Annotated in this window: 14 protein-coding genes and 1 pseudogene; 3 read left to right on the forward strand and 12 right to left on the reverse strand. The window is 66.1% G+C overall.

Annotated elements, in window-relative coordinates; genetic code table 11:
- Positions 1 to 64 precede the first annotated feature (64 nt).
- On the forward strand, positions 65 to 811 hold the full coding sequence (locus LK539_RS03665; protein WP_227799543.1) for a hypothetical protein: 747 nt from the start codon (positions 65 to 67) through the stop codon (positions 809 to 811).
- Positions 812 to 822: 11 nt separating this feature from the next.
- Here the strand turns inward: LK539_RS03665 and LK539_RS03670 are convergent, their stop codons facing one another.
- Complete coding sequence (locus LK539_RS03670; protein WP_227799544.1) at positions 823 to 1254, reverse strand: hypothetical protein; 432 nt, start codon at positions 1252 to 1254, stop codon at positions 823 to 825.
- Positions 1255 to 1804: 550 nt separating this feature from the next.
- Here LK539_RS03670 and LK539_RS03675 point away from each other — a divergent pair.
- Positions 1805 to 2797: pseudogene (locus LK539_RS03675) on the forward strand (sulfatase-like hydrolase/transferase); the annotation flags it as partial.
- 167 nt (positions 2798 to 2964) lie between these two features.
- On the opposite strand, the gene LK539_RS03680 reads toward LK539_RS03675, so the two are convergent.
- The 11 genes from LK539_RS03680 to LK539_RS03730 form a co-directional block, all read right to left on the reverse strand.
- On the reverse strand, positions 2965 to 3693 hold the full coding sequence (locus LK539_RS03680; RefSeq protein ID WP_227799545.1) for an ABC transporter ATP-binding protein: 729 nt from the start codon (positions 3691 to 3693) through the stop codon (positions 2965 to 2967).
- Positions 3683 to 4441, reverse strand: a complete 759-nt coding sequence (locus LK539_RS03685) for an ABC transporter permease (protein ID WP_227799546.1) — start codon at positions 4439 to 4441, stop codon at positions 3683 to 3685. Before LK539_RS03685 ends, LK539_RS03680 begins: the two co-directional genes overlap by 11 nt.
- Positions 4442 to 4444: 3 nt before the next feature.
- On the reverse strand, positions 4445 to 4861 hold the full coding sequence (locus LK539_RS03690; protein WP_227799547.1) for a hypothetical protein: 417 nt from the start codon (positions 4859 to 4861) through the stop codon (positions 4445 to 4447).
- Positions 4862 to 5437, reverse strand: a complete 576-nt coding sequence (locus LK539_RS03695) for an SCO family protein (protein ID WP_227799548.1) — start codon at positions 5435 to 5437, stop codon at positions 4862 to 4864.
- Positions 5434 to 6459, reverse strand: a complete 1026-nt coding sequence (locus LK539_RS03700; protein ID WP_227799549.1) for an ABC transporter substrate-binding protein — start codon at positions 6457 to 6459, stop codon at positions 5434 to 5436. Before LK539_RS03700 ends, LK539_RS03695 begins: the two co-directional genes overlap by 4 nt.
- 19 nt (positions 6460 to 6478) lie before the next feature.
- Positions 6479 to 8341, reverse strand: a complete 1863-nt coding sequence (locus LK539_RS03705) for a glucokinase (protein WP_227799550.1) — start codon at positions 8339 to 8341, stop codon at positions 6479 to 6481.
- A 190-nt stretch (positions 8342 to 8531) separates the two neighbouring features.
- Positions 8532 to 9548 (reverse strand): alpha/beta fold hydrolase, encoded by a 1017-nt coding sequence (locus tag LK539_RS03710; RefSeq protein ID WP_373889508.1) that lies wholly within the window; start codon positions 9546 to 9548, stop codon positions 8532 to 8534.
- Between the two features lie 72 nt (positions 9549 to 9620).
- Positions 9621 to 10814 carry a PAS domain-containing sensor histidine kinase gene (locus tag LK539_RS03715; protein ID WP_227799552.1) on the reverse strand — a complete coding sequence of 398 codons (1194 nt, stop codon included), beginning with the start codon at positions 10812 to 10814 and terminating at the stop codon, positions 9621 to 9623.
- Between the two features lie 77 nt (positions 10815 to 10891).
- Entirely contained in the window at positions 10892 to 12553 is a 1662-nt protein-coding gene (locus LK539_RS03720; protein ID WP_227799553.1) for an alpha-amylase family glycosyl hydrolase, read from the reverse strand.
- Positions 12554 to 12580: 27 nt separating this feature from the next.
- Positions 12581 to 14212: an alpha-D-glucose phosphate-specific phosphoglucomutase gene (locus tag LK539_RS03725; protein WP_227799554.1), complete on the reverse strand. Its 1632-nt coding sequence runs from the start codon at positions 14210 to 14212 to the stop codon at positions 12581 to 12583.
- Positions 14213 to 14306: 94 nt separating this feature from the next.
- The gene (locus LK539_RS03730; protein ID WP_227799555.1) at positions 14307 to 15644 is read right to left on the reverse strand and encodes an MFS transporter; all 1338 of its coding nucleotides are present in this window, start codon (positions 15642 to 15644) and stop codon (positions 14307 to 14309) included.
- A gap of 209 nt (positions 15645 to 15853) precedes the next feature.
- Between LK539_RS03730 and LK539_RS03735 the strand changes: the two genes are divergently transcribed.
- Positions 15854 to 16729 carry an alpha/beta hydrolase gene (locus LK539_RS03735; protein ID WP_227799556.1) on the forward strand — a complete coding sequence of 292 codons (876 nt, stop codon included), beginning with the start codon at positions 15854 to 15856 and terminating at the stop codon, positions 16727 to 16729.
- Positions 16730 to 16747 lie beyond the last annotated feature (18 nt).

Raw genomic sequence — 16747 nt, forward strand, 5'->3', positions numbered from 1 at the left:
GCTGCCCGCCACGGAAATAATTCGTGGATTTGCGGCGCCCGCCGTTCGCTATACTTGTTCCGATATGGCCAGTCTTTCGCTCTCCCCTGCTGCTTCGTTCCCGGCCGAGCGCCGCCTGCCCGGCATCCTGGTCACGGTCCTCGTCCATGCGGCCCTGATCCTGGCATGGCAGTTGGCGCGCACGCTGCCGCCCTTGCCAGCCCGCCAGGAAGGCCCGGCCATGCAGTGGCTCCGGCTGCCGCCCCTGCTACTCAAGCCCGAGCCGGCGCTACGCCCCGTCGAGGCAGGCCGGCCTTCCGCGCCGCCGCAGGTCCGTCCCAACGCGCCCCGTCGCATGACACCCCAGGCTGCACCCGACGCAAACGCGCCGACAGCTGCGCCTCAGGAAGCGGCGCCTGCTCCAGCCCCGCTACCCGAGGCGGCGCCCCCGCCAAGCACTGCGACCATCCTGGAAAACGCGCGCCGCAGCGTCGGCAGCATCGACCGCGCCCTGCGCAAGGAAGCCAAGCCGCTCATCGTGGCCCCGCCGGACAGCCCGGAACTGCGCATGCGCCAGGGAATGGAACAGGCGCGTGCGCTGGCGCCGACCCGGATCTGGGAAGCGCCGAAAGTGGAAGAACTGGTGAACAACACGGGCGACGGCGCGCGCCGCACGCGCGTGATCACGGGACGGGGCACCTACTGCATCACGGAGCGCTCGCCCGCGACCAATGTCGAGATGATCGAAATGCACGGCAAGATCAGGCTGACCAACTGCCCGTCGCCGGAAGAACCTGCCAAGCGCCAGGAGTGGCGCACGGCGCGTGACTGAAGAAGGCGGCCCTAGCGGGCGAAGATGATGGCGCCGTGGGTGCCGGCATCGCCTGCGCTCCTGGTCCGTAGCTGGCGCGGCCCCTGTGCCAGCACGCGCATTGCTACCGCTTCGGGCACGCGCTCGTCGCGCAGCAGGGCCAGCGCCCAGTCGCGGCCGCACTTGCGTTCGAGCTTCAGGGCGGCCTCCACGATCGCATCGTGGATGCGGTTCCTTCTGCGGCAACCGGATACCGACACTGGTTTAGGATGCGGCTCAGCCGGCCCCGCGCCGTTGGCGCCGCGCTTCTGCTCCGTCAACAGGACCCTGTCTGCGATTTCTCTCGGAATATTTTCCCGGTCCAGATAGGCGCGCGCCTCCTCCAGACCCAACATTTCCTTGTAAACCAGGGCGACGTCGATATGCTGCGAAATCAGCTTTTCCTGGCGTACGTCGTTTCTCATCAAAGTCCCCCTCAGGCACGAGATCAGGCGTATCGCTTGTTGTGGCTTATCTGAATAATTCTACAGGGACAATACCGGTACACAATAGGGGGAACAACTAAAAGATACCCCTAATGGCGTGCCTGGGCGCTTTATGCTAGCTGCTTACCGATGCAGGATCGAACTTAAGCTTACAAGCTCTTGACATCGTTTTACATTCGGCAACGTTTCTTAACTAAAGCGCTATCTAGAATGCTTGGCCATGAGGACCAAGCCAGCCACGGTAACGCCAGCACATCGCCGCATCTTCCGCCCTTCGCCCCTGGTCCGCGCCGGCGTCTGGCTCGCCGCCATCCTGCTGTTCTGCCTGAACTACTGGATCAACCGCTACTTCGGCAGGCCCGATATCGACCAGATCGTGTACCACCTGCAGTTCGGGACCCAGGGCTTGGAAGCAACGGATACGCTCATCGTCCGGCGCTTCGTGCGCTGGAGCGTCCTGATCCCGGTGGTCTTGCTCGCCCTGGTGCTGCTGGCCGAACGCTGGGCGACGGCTCGCCGTTACCGCGTCATGCTGCGAGCCCGCCCCTATCTGCCGTCGCTCGCATTGTGCGCTGCCATTCTGCTCTGGCTGCACCAGCTTTCGGTGGTCGACTACGTCGCCTCCAGCCTTGGCCCCGACTACTTCTCCAGGCATTACGTGGAAGCTTCCACCGTCAGCGTCCAGGGCAGCCGGCCCAGGAACCTCATCCTCATCTACGTCGAGAGTCTGGAGGCTGGCTACGCCGATGCGCAGGTCTTCGGGGACAACCTGATCGCGCCCCTGACCAGCCTCGGAGCCAGCAGCTTCGGCGCCTATGAACAGGTGCCGGGCACCAGCTGGACCATCGCCGCCATCGTCGCCACCCAGTGTGCGGTCCCGCTCAAGCGGATCACGGTCTTCGACGAGAATACGCAGGGAGAACTGGTTCCCTCCTTCCTGCCGAACGCCACCTGCCTCAGCGACATCCTGGCCGCGCATGGTTACCGCAACGTGTTCATGGGCGGGGCGTCGCCGAGGTTCGCCGGCAAAGGCCGCTTCCTGCAGGCCCACAACTACCACGAGATCCATGGCAAGGAAGAGTGGCAGGAACAGGGCGTGCCTCAGGAGCGGATGAATGGATGGGGACTGTTCGACGACGAGCTGTTCAGCCGCGCCCTCGCACGGCTCGACCAGCTGCATGCCGCAGGCCGCCCCTTCAACCTGACGCTGCTGACCGTGGATACCCATGAACCGGCCGGCCACCTGTCGCGCAGCTGCGCACTGCGCGGCCATGCCGGCTTCGACGGCGTGGTCCGCTGCACCGCGGCCGAAGTAGCGGCCTTCGTACGCGACGTGCGCGCACGCGGCTATCTGAAAGACACCAACATCGTCATCCAGGGAGACCACCTGGCACGCCGCAATCCGCTTTCCGACGCACTCGAACGCGTCCCAAAGCGCACCCTGTTCAACGCCTTCATCGGCGAGGATGTGCCAGCCAGGAACCGCGAGCAGCTGGTGCACTTCGACCTGCTCCCGACTATCCTCGAGTTCAGCGGCCTGCGGGTCGGCGGCGGGCGCCTCGGGCTCGGCTACAGCGCTTTTAACCGGCACCCCGCACAGCCGGAACCGGACCGGCTGGCCGCGATGCGCGCCTCCGTGCTGAACCCCTCCGCCACCTATCGCTCGCTGTGGGTCGCGGCGCCGGCCGCCTACAGGCCGAGCTGCGTCAGGATCGCATCCTTCATTTCCTGCAATGCCGGCTCGGACACCTTGCGCGGATGCGGCTGCGCGACGGCGAACACGGAGCGGATCGTGGTTGGGCGTGGCGACAGCACCACCACGCGGTCGGCCAGATAAAGCGCCTCTTCCACATCGTGGGTGATCAGGATGACCGTGTGGCGCTCTTCGCGCAGGATGCGCAGCAGCTCGTTGCGCATCTTCAGCCCCGTGAGCGCGTCCAGCGCCGAGAAGGGTTCGTCCATCAGCAGGATGTCGGGCTTGACCGCCAGCGCGCGCGCGATCTCGACGCGCTTGAGCATGCCGCCGGACAGCTCGTGTGGATGCGCCTTCTCGAAACCCTTCAGGCCCACCACCTCGGCGTAGTGGTCGGCGGTTGCTCTCTTCACCGCATCGTCCTTGCCGGACAGGCCGAACATCAGGTTCTCGCGCACCGTCAGCCAGGGGAACACGGAACCGTGCTGCGAAATGACGATGGCGTTCGGCGAAGGCCTGGTCACGGGCACGCCGTCGATTGCCACCGCGCCGCTGTCGGGATGCTCGAAGCCGGCCAGCAGCTTCATGAGGGTCGACTTGCCGCAGCCCGACGGTCCGACGATGGCCACGAATTCGCCCGGCGCAACCGCGAGGTCGATACCGTCCACCACGGGCAGCGACTTGAAGGTTTTGCGCAGTGCGCGGATGTCGATCTTAGCGTCCATAACGCCACCTCACTCCCTTGAGTCCTTCCAGCCGGCGCATCAGGACATCGATGGCCAGGCCGATCAGGCCGATGATGATCATCGCCGCGACCACCAGGTCGTAGCGGTTGCCGGCATTGCGTGAATCCATGATCAGGTAGCCCAGGCCCGAGCTGCGTACTATCATCTCGGCCGCCACCACCACCAGCCAGGCCACGCCCAGGCCGATGCGCATGCCGGTCAGGATCTCGGGCAGCACGGCCGGCACGATCACCTGGCGAAACAGCTTGGCGCGCGGGACGCCGAAGTTCTCGGCCGCGCGCAGGTAGCGGGCGTCGATGGCGTGCACGCCGGCCGAGGTCTGCAGGATCATCGGGAACACCGAGGCCAGGAAGATCAGGAATACCGGCGACATGTCGCCCACGCCGAACCACAGGATAGCGATCGGGATCCAGGCGATCGGCGAGATCGGGCGCAGGATCTGGAAGATCGGGTTCAGCGTGTGATAGGCAGCGTCCACGCGCCCCATCCACAGGCCGAGCGGCAGCGCCACCAGCACCGCGATCAAAAAGCCGGTGGCTACGCGCAGCAGCGAAGCCCCGATGTGCTGCCACAGCGTGCCGTTCCGCGCCAGCTCCAGCGTGCCGGCGGCCACCTGCCCCGGTGTCGGAAAGATTACGCTGCCGCTTTGCTCGACCACGATCCACCAGATCGCAACCACGGCGGCGAGTACCAGCAGCGGGGGCCAAATCCTGTTCAGTCTATCCATCGCTTATGTAGTCATGAGGGAGTGAAGGCGCCACTTCAGTCGCGGCAGGCCGGCGGCGGGTGCATCGATCACCAGCACCGTCATCCTGCCGCTCGCGTGGGCGGTACAGTCGAAGGGGTGTTCGCCGGCCTGCCCGAAGGGCAAGCGGAAATCCTGGCCGGGCATGATGAGCACGGGACCGAACATCTGCGGCACCGTGTCGCTGTTGCGCAGCAGGAGCACGTCGCGCACGCCCAGCGTCAAGGTCACGTGTTCGGGCAGGATGCTGGTCTTGTCACCCTTCATGCGGCGCTCCCAGGTGCCCTTGGGAATCTCGAACAGCAGGTCGCGCGAGCCCGCATGCAGGGGCGCGAACGCGGCCCAGGCCATTGCTGCAAGCAGCAGCGCAAGGACGACGATGATACCGGTCCGCTTCTTCATCTATTCAGCGGCGAGCACGTTCACGTCGTGCACCATTTCGTCAGCCGGGCGGCCGAAGGGCATCAGGGCGCGCAGCATGCCCTTCTTGTCGATGAAGTACAGGTAGGACGAATGTCCCATCTGGTAGCCGCTCTGCCCTGCCGGCGCCGGGAACCTGGTCGCCGTGATGCCGTAGTCCTTGCGGATCGCCGCCATCTGGTCAAGCGTGCCGGTCAGGCCAATGAAGCTCTTGTCGAACTGGGCCAGGTAGGACTTCAGGCGCGCGGGCGTGTCGCGCTCGGGGTCGACCGAGATGAATACCACCTGCAGCCGGTCGGCATCCGCGCCCAGTTTCTGGCGCGCCTGCGCCAGCATGGCCAGCGAGGCCGGGCACACGGCCGGGCAATGGGTGAAGCCGAATTCCAGCACCACCACCTTGCCGCGCAAGGCGGACAGGCGGAAGTCGCTGCCGTCGGCTGCTTTTTGCGCGATCTCGGGGGCGGCGCGCGTCGGAGAGAAGGTGCCGGACTTGAGCGCAGGGGCTGCGTTCACCGCAACGGCGCTCAGCAGCAAGGCTGCGAGGACGACGCGCTTCACAGCGCCACCTTCACGGGTCGGATGTTCTTCACGAAGCTCTCGTCCACGTACTGCTCGTAGCGTATCGGGCGCTTGAGCGTGCCGGCCTGCACCGACAGCTGCATCAGTTCATCGAATTCATCGCGCAGCATGCGCAGGTCGCCGTAGGTGACGCGGTCGCTCGGGTTCTGCATGACGAAGCGGATGATGTTCGGGTCCTGGTTGAAGAACTTGCGGTCGGCCGCGATCACGGCCGCCTTGTCGCGGTTGGCGGGCGAGGCGTCGAGCCAGCTGCCGGCCGCCTGCACGTAATTGACCAGCTCCTGCACCGCCGGACGGTTGGTGCGGATCAGCTCCTCGCGCACGGTCAGGACGCAGCAGATGTAGTTGCGCCACTCGTTGCGGGTCATCGACAGTGGGCGCGCATAGCCGGCGCGCTGGGCCGCGGCGCCGAAAGGCTCGCCGGTGCAGTAGCCGTCCACCGCGCCGGCGTAGAGCGCGGCCGGCATGTCGGGCGGCGCCATCTCGATGATCTGGATGTCCTTCGCCGACATGCCCTCGCGCGCCAGCATCTTGCGCAGGAACAGGTAGTCCACCGCGAAGCGACTGGGGATGGCGATGCTCTTGCCGCGCAGGTCGGCAAACCTGCGGAAAGGCGAATCGGTCCGCACCATGATTACCGCGCCCGAGCGGTGCCCGAGCGAGACGATCTTGAGCGGGATGCGCCAGTCGGTCAGGTCCATCACCAGGGGCGCCAGCATGTAGGCCGCCTGGATGCGGCCCGTCATGAGGGATTCCTTGATCTCGGGCCAGCCCGAAAACTTGTTGTACTCGAAGGCGGTGAAGGGCGCGCCAGGCTTGCCGTCGGCAGCGGCCTTGGCGCGGCAGGCGATCGGCAAGGTCAGGTTGCAGGTGACGGGCAGTCCGCCGACCTGCAAGGGGCCAGCAGGGGCCGCGGCGCTCGCGCTTGCGCCCATGCCCACCAGCGGCAGGCTTAGTGCGGTGCCGAGCAGCTGGCGCCGGCGTGGAGAATGCTCATCCATAAAACGCTTCCCCGTACGGCTAGATGTCGAGGTGGGAAATGAGGAGCTTGCGCTGGGCGTCGCCCTCGCCCGCCTCGCCGTTCGCCCCCTGGGTGCCAAGCGAGATCCCGACCGACATGATGTCGATCAGCAGCAGCTGCAGGATGCGCGAGATCATCGACAGGAAGGTGGTGCTGTCCTCGCTGTGGTCCACTGCCAGGCACACGGTCGACTTCTTGGCCAGCTGCGACTTGCTGCTGGTGATGGCGATGACGTCGGCGCCGGCGGCGCGCGCGGTGTCCACCGCTTCCAGCAGTTCGGGCAACTGGCCGCCGGTGGAGATTGCGATCACCACGTCGCCCGGTCCCAGCAGGCCGGCAGCCAGCGTGAACAGGTGCGAGTCACCGTACAGCGCGGCCGGGATGCGGAAGCGGAAGAACTTGTGCTGGCCGTCCAGCGCCACCGCGCGCGCATTGCCCATTGCGTAGAACTCGACGCGGCGCGCGCGGCGCAGCAGCTCGATGGCGCGGTCGATCGCGTGCACGTCCAGTTGGTCGCGGAACTTCAGGATCGCCGACACCGTATTGTCGATCACCTTGGCCGACAGGTCATGGGTGCTGTCGCTCATGCGCACCTGGCTGTGGCGCACCGGGATGGTGCCGGTCAGGCTGCCCGCGAACTTGAGCTTGAACTCGGCCAGGCCCTGGAAGCCGAGCGAGCGGCAGAAGCGGATCACGGTCGGCTGGCTCACGTCCGCCAGGCGCGCGATCTCGGCGATCGGCTCGGACAGCACCTTGCGCGGATGTTCCAGCACCAGCGCGGCGACGCGCTGCTCGGCCGGCGACAGTTCGTGGCGCAGCTGCTGTACACGGTCCATCAGGGTATTGGCGCCGCTGCGGCCGCGCAGGTGTTCCGACAGGATGCGCGAGACGCCGTGCAGGGCCGGATTGGGCGTCATGATCACGTAGGTCGGGATCTGCGCGATGTAGTCGGTGAAGCGGCCCTTGGCCTCGAAGCGGGCGCGGAAGGGCGAGCTGGCGAACCACTCGGAAATGCGCGGCACGATGCCGCCGCCGATGAAAATGCCGCCAAAGGCGCCCAGCGTCACCGCCAGGTTGGCCGCTGCCCCGCCCAGCATGCCGGCGAAGGTCTCCAGGGTTTCCAGGCACAAGGCGTCATTCTGCTCCAGGGCGCCGCTGACGATGTCGGCGGTGCTGCGCGCGGGAGCCTGGACGCCGTTGCGCTTGGCAAGCGCGCGGTACATCAATTCGATGCCGGGGCCGGAGATCAGGCGCTCGTTCGATACGTGCGGCCACTCCTGCCAGGCATACTGCAGGATCGCGAATTCGCGCTCGTCGGCCGGGGCGAAGTTGACGTGGCCGCCCTCGCTGCCCAGGGTCACGAAGCCGTCGATGGTCGGAATCACGCCCGATACGCCCAGGCCGGTGCCCGGACCGAGCACGCCGGCCACCGCGTGGCTCTGGGGCGCCCCGCCGCCGATCTGCAGCAGGTCCTTCGGCTCGAAGCCCGGCAGCGCCATCGCCAGCGCCGTGAAGTCGTTGACGATCAGGAGCGTCGACAGGCCGAGCGTGCGGCGCACTTCGTCGGTCGAGAACTGCCAGTCGCGGTTGGTCATGCGAATGAAATCGCCGCTGATCGGATTGGCCAGCGCGAAGGCCGCATGGTTGATGCGCACGCCTCCGGTCTGCGCCAAGTAGGCGTGCAGCAGCGGCACGATGCCGCTGTAGTCGTCGCAATGCAGCACCGCGACCTGGCGCAGCACGCCGGGCGCGGTCTCGAGGCCGAAGCGCGCGTGGGTCGCGCCGATGTCCGCGAGCAGGCGCGGCCCGTCGGCGAAGGCGGCGCGGGAGGGTTTCAGGTCGGTGTCGGGTTCAACGGTCATCGCGATCGGTTCGGGTCGGGACCTCGGTCCCGGATCACGCTAGCATACCATTGATCGAATGACAAAAATACGCCCTATCGCTCGTAGGGTGGGCGGCTATGCCGCCCACGCGGTGATAATTGCAGCGAAATCGTCGCGCACGACATCGGAGCAGATAGCAATCACCGCGTGGGCGGGAGACCCGCCCACCCTACCGCACCAGACCTTTCAGCAACGCGCGGTGGAACTGCACCGGATCCTGCATCTGCGGCGCATGGCCCATCTCCGGGAAGCTGACCAGGGTCGCCTTCGGGATGCTTTGCGCAGTGCGTTTGGCCAGTTCCGGATAGTTGCCCAGCTTCGGGCGCAGCGCTTCCGGCGCCGCGTCCTTGCCGATCGCCGTGGTGTCCTTCAGGCCGATCATCAGGAGCACCGGCATTTTGAGCAAGGGGAATTCGTACACCACCGGCTGCGTGTAGATCATGTCGTACAGGAGCGCCGAATTCCAGGCCACGAGCTGCTTGCCCGGCCCGCGGTACATCCCCGCCAGCATCTGCACCCAGGGCTCGTATTCCGGCTTCCAGGTGTTCACGTAATAGGTCGATTTCTCGTAGTTGCGGATGCGCTCCGCGGTAGTCTGCAGCTCGCGCTCGTGCCACTTGTCCACGCCCAGCGAGGGCACGCCCAGCGCCTTCCAGTCTTCCAGGCCGATCGGGTTGACCAGCACCAGCTGCTGGGACAGTTCCGGATACAGCAGGCCGTAGCGCACCGCCAGCATGCCGCCGGTCGAGTGGCCCATGACGATCGCCTCCTTCACGCCGATGGCCTCGAGCAGCGCGCGCGTGTTGGCGGCCAGCTGCTGGAAGCTGTACTGGTAGTGCTGGGGCTTGGTCGACTTGCAGAAGCCCACCTGGTCGGGCGCCACGACGCGGTAGCCGGCCCCGCTCAATTCCTTGATCGTGCCTTCCCAGGTCGCCCCGCAGAAGTTCTTCCCGTGCATGAGCACGACGGCGCGGCCGTTCGGCTTGGCCGGCTTGACGTCCATGTAGGCCATCTGCAGCTTGACGCCCTGCGACGTGAAGGCAAAGCGCTGCACCGGATAGGGGTACGCGAAGCCTTCCAGTTCCGCGCCGTAGGCCGGCTCGTCGGCGGCCTGCACGGGAACGGAAGAAGCGAAGGCAAGCGCTGCGCACAGCAGCGTGCGGGAGAGGCGTGTCATGAGGGGCATGGTCGGCAAATGCTGGGTTGGCGAAGCAGCCAGTCTAGCCGAAACGGCGCCGCCGCAGCGGACGCCCCGCCCTCAAGGATTCCCGGGTTGTTCGGGCTGCTCGGGGCGCTCGCGCCGACCCTGCTCCGCGTCCGGCCTGCGCAGCGGAACGCGGACCGTGAACTCGGCGCCCTTGCCGGCCCCTTCGCTGCGTACCTCGACCGTGCCCTGGTGCAGCGAGACGATTTCCTTGACCAGGGCGAGTCCGATCCCGAGCCCGGCCGTCCGGTCGGCACGGCCGCCCTCGGCCTGGGTGAACACGTCGAAGATCTTCGGCAGCATGTCGGGCTCGATGCCCTTGCCGCTGTCCTTCATGTAGCAGATGAAATGGGTCTGGTCGACGGTGGCGGTGAGCCAGACCTCGCCGCCCTGGGGTGTGAACTTGACCGCGTTGTTGAGCAGGTTGACGAACACTTGCTGGAGGCGGCGCGCGTCCACCTCGATGTCGATCGGCAGCGGCGGGAAACTGCGGTGGATGGCGATGCCCTTGAACTGGGCCGCCGTCGCGCAGCTGTCGACCGCATCGTTCAGCAGGGCCTGGTATTCCACCCGTTCGTAACTGATGCTCATCTTGCCGGAATTGACCCGGGCGACGTCGACCAGGTCTTCGACCAGGCGTTCCAGCAGGCCGAGCTGGCGCTCCATGACCTGCAGCGGCCGGTCCATGGCGGCGGCGTCGCGCGCCTGCATGCGCATCAGCTGGACCGCCGTTTTCAATGGCGACAGCGGATTGCGCATCTCGTGCGCGATGGTGCCGAGGAACACGTCGCGCTCGGCTTCGCGCTCGCTGGAGGCCTTCAGCTCGTTCTCGAGATAGCGCGTGCGCACGCGCAGGTGGGTGGCGTCGCGGAAGATCTTGACGTAACCCGTCACCCGCCCGCCCTCGCGGTGCAGCGGCAGGCTGACGCCGCTCGACCAGAACCAGGAACCGTCGCGCCGCATGTGCCAGCGCTCGTCCTCGCCGACGCCGACCAGGGCCGCGGTATGCGCCTCGTGTTCGTCGAGCTTGCGTTCGCGGTCTTCGGGAACGAACAGCATGGCGGTCGGCTGGCCCAGCACCTCGGGTGCGGTCCAGCCGGTGATGAATTCGGCGCCCGAGTTCCAGCCCGTGATGCGCAGTTCGGCATCGTAGAACATGATGCCGTACTGGCGGGTCTTCTCGAGCAGGAGGACGTGCAGGGCCTCGGCGTCCTCGCGTTTCCAGTACAGGGATCCGGTGTCGGTCATGTCGACGTTCAGTTCGATAATCTCGGAACCCCAATTGTATCGGGCGAGGAGGCGCGCACGACAGGACTCGTGTGCGCTCAGTCCTGGGCGATCAGCGCCACCGGCGCTGCCGTACCGAACTGCACCTTGCCGCCAGTCACCACCGCCGTCTTCCCGGTGTACCAGTCGCGCACGGTCTGGCCATCGTTGAACACGCCGGCCACCGAGATCGGCACCGCCTTGTCGTTCGGCAGGTCGAGGGCGACCACCACGCGGTCGCTCACGCCGCCATTCTGCCAGGTACGCTTGAAGGTGTAGGGACTGGACGCCAGCATCTGGTGCACGCCCGCCCCCACCGCCGGGTGGGCGGCGCGGAAGCGTCCCAGCTTGGCCCAGTGCTCGCGCACGTCACCCACGCGGTGGATGCCGCGCTGCGTGTTGGCGGCCAGCTCGTCCCAGTTCATGAAGGAACGCAGCTTGGCGTCGCCTTCCGCGCCTTCGATGTTGAGCAGGCGTGCGCTCTCGTCGCCGTAGTAGATCTGGGCCGCGCCCGGCGCCAGCAGCAGCTTGTTGGCCGCTTCCAGCGGACGCTGGCGCGCCGGGTCGTAGGGGCTGCCGTCGTCGTGCGAGCTGATGTAGTTGAGCACCGAGTACCCCTTCATCGGGCCCTGCAGCTCCTTCGAATAATCCGAGAACAGCTTTTCGTAGCCCTGGGCCGCGTCCGACTTCATGCTGAAGTTGATCATGCTGTCGAAGCCGTTGGCGAGCCAGTCGACTTTGACATTGTTGCCCATGTCGTAGCTGCGCCCGTGGTTGATGGAATAACCGTAGACTTCCGAGACCATGAAGAAGGGCTGGTTGCCCAGGCGCTTGGCCGGATTGGCGCGCTTCCATTCTTCATAGGCCAGGCTGGCCTCCTGCTTGAGTTCCTTCCACACGCCCGGCTCGGTGTGCTTGACGGTGTCGGCGCGGAAGCCGTCCACGCCATACTTGCGCACCCAGTCGGCATGCCACTTGACCAGGTAGAAGCGCGGCGCGCGCGGGTAGCCAGTGCGCTTGAAGAAAGCGTCCAGTTCCTTCACCTCGCGCTCGTAGCGCCCTTCCTTCTTCCACTTCGCTACCAAGGCCGGCGGCAGGGCCACGTTGGCGTTGCTGTTGGTGAGGATGTCCGGCAGGTTGTCGACCAGGGTGCAGTCGACCGTGGTCGGCGCGTCCTTGTAGGTGCACTTCGGCTTCGTGCGCACCCAGTCGGCCGGCCACACCGGGTCGGTCGGCGTGATCGGGCCGGTATGGTTCATCACCACGTCGAGCAGCACGCGGATGCCGTTGGCGTGGGCCGTCTCCACGAAATTGCGGAAGTCCTGCTCGGTGCCGAGATTCGCATCCACCGCGGTGAAGTCGCGCGCCCAATAGCCATGGAAGCCGTAGGTCTTGCCGGTGCCTTCGTCGGTCGGCGCGTGGATCTGCTCGACCGGGGGCGTGAGCCAGATGGCGTTCACGCCCAGGTCCTTGAAGTAGCCTTCCTTGATCTTGGCCGTGATGCCGGCCAGGTCGCCGCCCATGAAACCGCGCAACTTCGCCGCGTCATCCTTGCGGCCGTATGCGTGATCGTTCGCCTTGTCGCCGTTGTTGAAGCGGTCCGTCAGCAGGAAGTAGACGGTGGCGTTCTCCCAGACGAAAGGCTTGCTGGCCTGGGCAGCAGCCTGGGTGGCAGTGCTGAAGGCGAGCAGCATGGAGGCGACAAGGACGGGTAGTTTCATGCGGTTTCCTGTGTGGTGGGTGGATGTCTAGGTGATCACGGTCGGGCTCTCCCGGCCGGTGCGCTGGCGCAGTTCCGCCACGCTGTCGGCGATGGCGATCAGCTCAAGCAGCGCCTGCTGGGTGTCGATGTCGTGGCGCGCCGGGTCGGCTTCGTAGCGTTCGAGGTAGAGGCGGATGGTGGCGCCTTCGGTGCCGGTGCCGGACAGGCGGAAGACGATGCGCGAGCCGTCCGTCATGATGATGCGGATGCCCTGGCGCGTCGCCACCGAGCCGTCGACCGGATCGTTGTAGCAGAAGTCGTCGGCCTCCGATACGCGGAAGCTTCCCAGGGTCTGGCCGGCCAGGTCCGGCAGTTTCGCGCGCAGCGCGGCCATCAATGCGTCCGCGGCGGCCGCGTCGACCGCTTCGTAGTCATGGCGCGAATAATAGTTGCGGCCGAAACGGGCCCAGTGCTCGCGCACGATCTCGTTCACGGACTTGCCGCGTGCGGCGATCAGGTTCAGCCAGAACAGCACGGCCCACAGGCCGTCCTTCTCGCGGATGTGATGGGAGCCGGTGCCGTAGCTCTCTTCGCCGCACAGGGTGGCGAGGTTGGCGTCCATCAGGTTGCCGAAATACTTCCAGCCGGTCGGGGTCTCGAAGCAGGTGATGCCGAGGCTTGCCGCCACGCGGTCGGCCGCCTGGGACGTCGGCATCGAGCGCGCGATGCCGGTGATGCCGCCGGCGTAGCCCGGCGCGACGGTGGCGTTGGCGGCGATGATGGCCAGGCTGTCCGAAGGCGTCACCGCCAGCTTGCGTCCGACGATCATGTTGCGGTCGGCGTCGCCGTCGGAGGCGGCGCCGAAGTCCGGCGCGTCCAGGCCGTTCATGTGGGCGATCAGGTCAGCGGCATTGACCGGGTTCGGGTCCGGGTGGCCGCCGCCGAAATCCTCCAGCGGATCGCAGTTGACCACCGTGCCCGCGGGCGCGCCCAGCGTGCCTTCGATGATCGCTTTCGCGTACGGGCCCGAGACCGCATGCATGGCGTCGAAGCGCATCCGGAAGCCGCCTGCGAACAGGGCGCGGATGGCATTGAAGTCGAACAGGCGCGCCATCAGTTCGGCGTAGTCGGCGACCGGATCGATGATCTCGACCACCATGTTCTCGATGCTGGTCTTGCCGACCTGGTCGAGGTCGACCGGAGCGCCATCGCTGATGCGGTAGGACGCCAGTGCCTGGGTATTGGCGAAGATCGCTTCGGTGATTTTCTCCGGGGCGGGGCCGCCGTTGCCGATGTTGTATTTGATGCCGAAGTCGCCGTCCGGGCCGCCCGGGTTGTGGCTGGCCGAGAGCACGATGCCGCCGAAAGCGGCGTGCTTGCGGATCACGCAGCTCACCGCCGGCGTGGACAGGATGCCGCCGCGGCCCACCAGGCAGCGCGCCACGCCGTGAGCGGCGGCCATGCGCAGGATGGTCTGGATCGCTTCGCGGTTGAAGTAGCGGCCGTCGCCGCCGACGACCAGGGTGCGGCCTTCGCCTTCACCCAGGGTGAGGAAGATCGCTTCGACGAAATTCTCGAGGTAGCCCGGCTGCTGGAATTCGGTGACTTTCTTGCGCAGGCCCGAGGTGCCGGGCCGCTGTCCGGCGAACGGCGTGGTCGGGACGGTCTGGATGGTCATGCTTCGCTCCTGTCGTAATAACGTGGTGCAACATTGGACAATGTTGATAAAACGTTACGATACGACAGGCGCGAAATCATTGGCGCGCGAGGGTTTAGACGGCTGCCTTGACCGGCGCTGCACGGTCGGTGACGAACAGGGTCAGTACGGCCGCCAGCAGCATCGCGCCGCCGCCCAGCGCCACCGTCATGACGGTGTGGCCGCCGAAGAAGTGCTTGGTCACGCCGCCCAGCAGCAGGCCGCTGCAGATCTGCGGGATCACGACGAAGAAGTTGAACAGGCCCATGAAGTAACCCATGCGCTTGGCCGGCAGCGAGCCCGCCAGGATGGCATACGGCATGGTCAGGATCGAAGCCCAGGCCAGACCGACGCCGATCATCGGCAGCATCAGCATGTTGCGGTCGGTGATCAGGACGATGGAAGCCAGGCTCAGGCCGCCGATGGCCAGGCAGGTGGCGTGCACGGTCTTGCGGCTGGTGGCGCGGGCGAACACCGGCAGGATGAAGGCCGCCAGGGCCGACACGCCGCTGTACACCGCGAACATGATGCCGACGAAACTGCCGGCATCCTGGAAGGCCGTGGACTGGGCGTCGGTGGTGCCATAGACGTTGTCAGCGATCGCCGAGCCGGTGTAGATCCACATCGCGAACAGCGCGATCCAGGTGAAGAACTGGACAAAAGCCAGTTGCACCATGGTCTTCGGCATGTGGGCGAAGCCGCCGACGATTTCCTTCAGGGCCACGCCCACGCTGCGCGAGCGCTTGCGCTCGGCGTGGAAGGCATCGAGGTCGGCAGGGGGCAGTTCGTCCGCGGTGAGCACGGTCCACAGCACGGCCAGGAAGAAGATCGCACCGCCGGCGTAGAACGAATAGCGCACGGTGTCGGGAATGGTGCCGCCCACCGCCGCGTTAGACACGCCCATGGTTTCGAAGAACCAGGGCAGGAGCGAGGCGATCACGGCGCCGCAGCCGATGAAGAAGGTCTGCATGGCGTAGCCGGCGGTCTGCTGCGAGGCGTCCAGCTTGTCGCCGACGAAGGCGCGGAACGGCTCCATCGACACGTTGATGGCCGCATCCATCAGCCACAGCACGGCCACCGCCATCCACAGCGCTGCGGAATTCGGCATCAGGAACAGAGCGATCGCGGCCAGCACGGCGCCGATGAAGAAGAAGGGACGGCGGCGGCCCCATTTCGGGTCCCAGGTGTTGTCGCTCAGGTAGCCGATCACGGGCTGCACCAGCAGGCCGGTGACGGGCGCGGCGAGCCAGAACAGGGCCAGGTCGTCGGGGTTGGCGCCCAGCGTCGAGAAGATGCGGCTGGTGTTGGCGTTCTGCAGAGCGAAGCCGAACTGGATGCCGAAAAAGCCGAAGCTCATGTTCCAGAGCTGCCAGAACGACAGGCGTGGCTTGAGCACGCCGCTTTGCATATCCATGTGTGTCCCCAATGTGGCCCGGACCTGGCGGGCTCTCGTGTGATGCAGGCAGCCCGAATGAGGCTAACCTGGCAGAAGCTGTAGCAAAATAACATTTCGATATGCGAGTGTCAATCGAAGAGCTGTCATAGTAGAATCGCCACAACAGAGCGGACTGGACAACCCGGCTCTGTAGTCAAACAACATAAATATGACTCAGGAGACTTGCCATGCCTTCGCTTCGCTCCACCCTTGCTCCACTCCTGTTCGTTGCTACCCTGAGCGTGCCCGCGACAGCCGCGGACGCGCCAAAAGTGTCGACCGCCCTGCCCGGCGTGAGCCTGCTCGGCAGCCCGGTCGAGATGCCGGGCCTGGAGCGCAAGCGCCAGCTGCGCCTGTACCTGCCGCCCGGCTATGCCACCTCAGGCAAGCGCTACCCGGTGCTGTACATGCACGACGGCCAGAACCTGTTCGACAACGCGACCGCCTATGCGGGCGAGTGGAAAGTGGACGAGACGCTCGACGCGCTGGCGAAGGAAGGCAAGCTGGAACTGATCGTGGTCGGCATCGACAACGGCCAGGAAAAGCGCATGACGGAGCTGAACGCCTGGGACAATGCCCGCATCGGCAAGGGCGAGGGGCGCGAGTACACGGACTTTATCGTGAAGACGGTCAAGCCCATGATCGACAGGCAGTACCGCACCCTGCCCGACCGCGCGCATACCGCGATCATGGGCAGCTCGATGGGCGGCCTGGCCTCGCACTACGCCCTGGTGCAGTATCCGGACGTGTTCAGCAAGGCCGGCGTGTTCTCGCCGGCCTACTGGACGGCTGGGCAGTCCGTGTTCGACTTCGTCACCACCAGACCCGCGCCGAAGGATGCGCGCGTGTTCCTGCTGATGGGCGGGAAGGAAGGGCCGCAGATGAATGCGGACGTCAAGCGCATGGCCGAGACGGTGAAGCAGACCGGCCATCCGGCGGCCAACACGGTGCTCAAGATCGTGCCGGCGGCAGAGCACAACGAGGCGTTCTGGGCGGGGGAATTGCGTGAGGCGCTGTTGTGGATGTTTGCGCCGGAAGATGCGAAGGCCGCCAGTAGCAAGTGAAGTATCGGCTGATCAGCC

The organism is Massilia sp. IC2-476, assembly GCF_020707295.1.
Lineage (GTDB): Bacteria > Pseudomonadota > Gammaproteobacteria > Burkholderiales > Burkholderiaceae_D > Telluria.